At 41.1% G+C, this 3,133-nt stretch carries 3 protein-coding genes; all 3 read left to right on the top strand.

The genetic code is table 11. The features are described from left to right. The first annotated feature begins 287 nt into the window (after positions 1–287). The gene (locus AC52RT_RS02015) at positions 288–1,385 is read left to right on the top strand and encodes a Fic family protein (RefSeq protein ID WP_495539197.1); all 1,098 of its coding nucleotides are present in this window, start codon (positions 288–290) and stop codon (positions 1,383–1,385) included. Positions 1,386–1,641: 256 nt separating this feature from the next. Then, entirely contained in the window at positions 1,642–2,121 is a 480-nt protein-coding gene (locus AC52RT_RS02010) for a helix-turn-helix domain-containing protein (RefSeq protein ID WP_495539196.1), read from the top strand. Between the two features lie 19 nt (positions 2,122–2,140). Beyond that, the coding region (locus AC52RT_RS02005; protein WP_495539195.1) for an alpha/beta fold hydrolase at positions 2,141–3,133 on the top strand (993 nt) is incomplete at its 3' end.

Below are 3,133 nucleotides of genomic sequence, written 5' to 3'. Positions count from 1 at the left end.
TTATTTATGCTCGAATTTCGGGTCCGTGAAAAAATCTTGTAACGAAAAATGACTTTCCTCCGTCTAACAGATATATTAAATTTGGAGGATATAAACATGAGTAACCTTTTCGGCACGCTGCTGCACAGGATTTCCGTATCTAACAAAGTGCAGCTTATTTGGTTCGGTTGCTTTGTTTTTCGAGAAATATGGAGAATGGTTGTGAAATCACCATTTTTCTCCTAATCGCTTGAATATCTCCTAATTCTGACTATAATTTAGGAGAAAGAACTAATTATGAGAAAAACATGAGATCATTTGATTATAGAAAATATAAAAACTATCGTTGGGATAATGAAATAACGAATTATCTTTCTCTTATTCATGAGTATAAGGGAAAGCAGGATCTTTATCTCAGACAGAAACCAGTAGAGCTTGAGAAGCTGTTAGAAGTCGCTAAGGTTCAATCTGTAGAATCTTCTAACAGGATCGAAGGTATTGTAACAACTGACACCAGAATCGGACAACTCGTTAAGGAAAAAACGATGCCACGAACACGCGATGAACGTGAAATCGCAGGCTATCGCGATGTGTTGAATACTATTCATGAAAGCAACGAGTTTATTCCAGTACGCAGAAACATCATTCTTCAGCTTCACCGAGATCTCATGCAGTACGCTGATACCGGTAACGGTGGAAGGTATAAGATCACTCAGAATTACCTGAAGGAAACCCAGGAAGATGAAACGGAATTTATAAGATTTACTCCGGTTCAGCCGTATGAGACAGAAGCTTGTATTGATTCAATCTGTGAAAACTATAACTTAGCTATTGATGAACAGATTGTCGATCCACTTCTGATTATTCCGGTTTTCTTGCACGATTATCTTTGTATTCATCCTTTTAATGACGGAAACGGAAGAATGAGCAGACTTCTTACATTGCTCCTCTTATACCGTTCCGGATATATTGTTGGAAAATACATCAGTATAGAAAAACATATTGAGAAGACAAAGAATAATTACTATGATGCGCTGGAAATAGCATCAACAGGCTGGCATGAAGAAAAAGAAGATCCAACTGCATTCATAAAATACATGTTGGGAGTTATACTTGCATGTTACAGAGAGTTTGAGAGCAGAGTTGAGATCATTGGCGGCACTGTCATTGTTGAAGAAACACCGACAGGCAAAAAACGTTCTGTAACTATAAAAAGCAGTGCAAAAGACATTGTAAGGGCCGCCGTAGACAGCAAGATCGGCAAGTTTACTAAACGAGAGATCGTAAATATCTGCCCCAGTATAAGTGAGAAATCAGTCGAATTAGGCTTGAAAAATCTTCAGGAAGAGGGATATATAAAGAAGTACGGAACAGGGCGCAGTACTTTTTATAGCAAGGTGCAATGATTATCTCCTAAAGCGCATTTCTTTCCTAAAATGCAATGAATTTAGGAGAAATACATTCTATGATGATTGGAGATGATCTAAGCCTGATAAAGGAAATAGCGGTATTCTTTCATCGAAAAATCTTGAATAAAACAGTCAGAACCGGACTAATCTACGGAGCGTAGACCTCGGTATTTACTGCATTCTACGCATAGTGGGTGTTTTATGGGATATAATCGCCATAAGATTATGATACCGTTGTTGGGGAGATTAAGATATGGACCACATTAAGATTGGAAAGTTTATAAGTGATCAGCGAAAGGGCAAAGGTCTTTCGCAGGTCGAACTGGCTGACAGACTTAATATAAGTAATAAGACCGTATCAAAATGGGAACGCGGAAATGGTTTTCCGGATGTGTCGCTGCTCCTTCCTCTTTGTGAGGAACTGGACATATCGGTCAATGAACTCCTCTCAGGACAAAAGCTCGAAGCAACGGAATATCATGAAAGGGCGGAAGAGAATCTTATTGAAGTCATCAGCAAGGCCAGAATATCTATTCAAGAGAAACTGATAACCCGCACGTTGTGGATCGTGATATTGATCTTTGGCGCAGCTGTCACTGTTATGTCATATACGGCTTTTTTCAGAGAGTCTCCTGTAGCAATAATCGCTATCAGTGTCCTCTCTGCAGTTTTTCTTATCTGTATCGGAGCGGTCTGGATCACGACTACTATTGCGCTTAAGGACTTCAAGTAATCTTCCAAATAATACGTCAATGTCAGGGAAAAAAAGCAAGAAGGCACAAAAGATCCTTCTTATCATTGCATTATGTCTGATAGCCGTTTTTATCCTGTCGCTCGTTGTAAACAGCGTCATAGCCCGAAGCAGACGATCGGATATAGAGGGAGCGTATGGTGAGTATTATGAAACTTCCCACGGGAGGATAAACTATTCGATCATAGGGGATAAGGGTGAGTCAATAGTCATTCTTCCCGGTTATGGTTCGGTCTCTCCACATTATGAATTTCTGTCACTGGCAAAACGCCTGTCCGGAACATACAGGGTCATTATCATCGAGCCTCTGGGATATGGTCTCAGCGATGATACAGATATTCCCAGAACGGCGGAAAATATCTGTAATGAGGTGCACGAAGTTCTCTTAAACATTGGAGAGGACAGATATTATCTGATGGGTCACTCGATAGCGGGTCTCTATATGCTTCAGTATGCGAATATGTTCGAAAACGAGCTCCTCGGCCTTATCGGTCTGGATGCATCCGTCCCGCAGCAGATCGATGAAACTAATTGGGACCTCGGATCTGTCGGTCTCAAATGTTACAGGTTCTTTTTGGTGGATACCGGCCTTCTCAGGCTGTCTTTAATTGGAATTGAAGATTATCCTGAGGAGATTCTTGATAATCCGGCATTCAGAGGATCGATACTGCAGTGTTTTGCAGGTCATCCCAAAAACAACAGAGAGACCCTGGCAGAACTTTATTGCAGCCGGGCACAGAATAACACCATGATCACGGAATATGCAATGTTTAACGATAACTGTGCTTCCATATCGAATCTGTCTTTTCCTTCAAGTGTTCCGGTGCTCTACATCCTTGCGGGCGAAAGCGTTGATTCAGATTCGAGTTGGCTTTCGTGGCACCAGGCTCTGGCATCAAACAATCCGAAGAGTGAAGTCTTGGTTGCCGGTGGCAATCATTATGTTCATCTGAGTGCAGAGTCCGAAGTATTTACGAAGATTGAGGAGTGGATA

Source organism: Peribacillus sp., from assembly GCF_059453735.1.
Note: the sequence above shows the minus strand (reverse complement) of the source record. Positions and strands in the feature narration are given on the sequence as shown.

What these genes read in the sequence shown, in the direction of transcription:
- AC52RT_RS02010 (WP_495539196.1), top strand. Translation starts at nt 1,642, where the DNA reads ATGGACCACATTAAGATTGGAAAGTTTATAAGTGATCAGCGAAAGGGC.
- AC52RT_RS02015 (WP_495539197.1), top strand. Translation starts at nt 288, where the DNA reads ATGAGATCATTTGATTATAGAAAATATAAAAACTATCGTTGGGATAAT.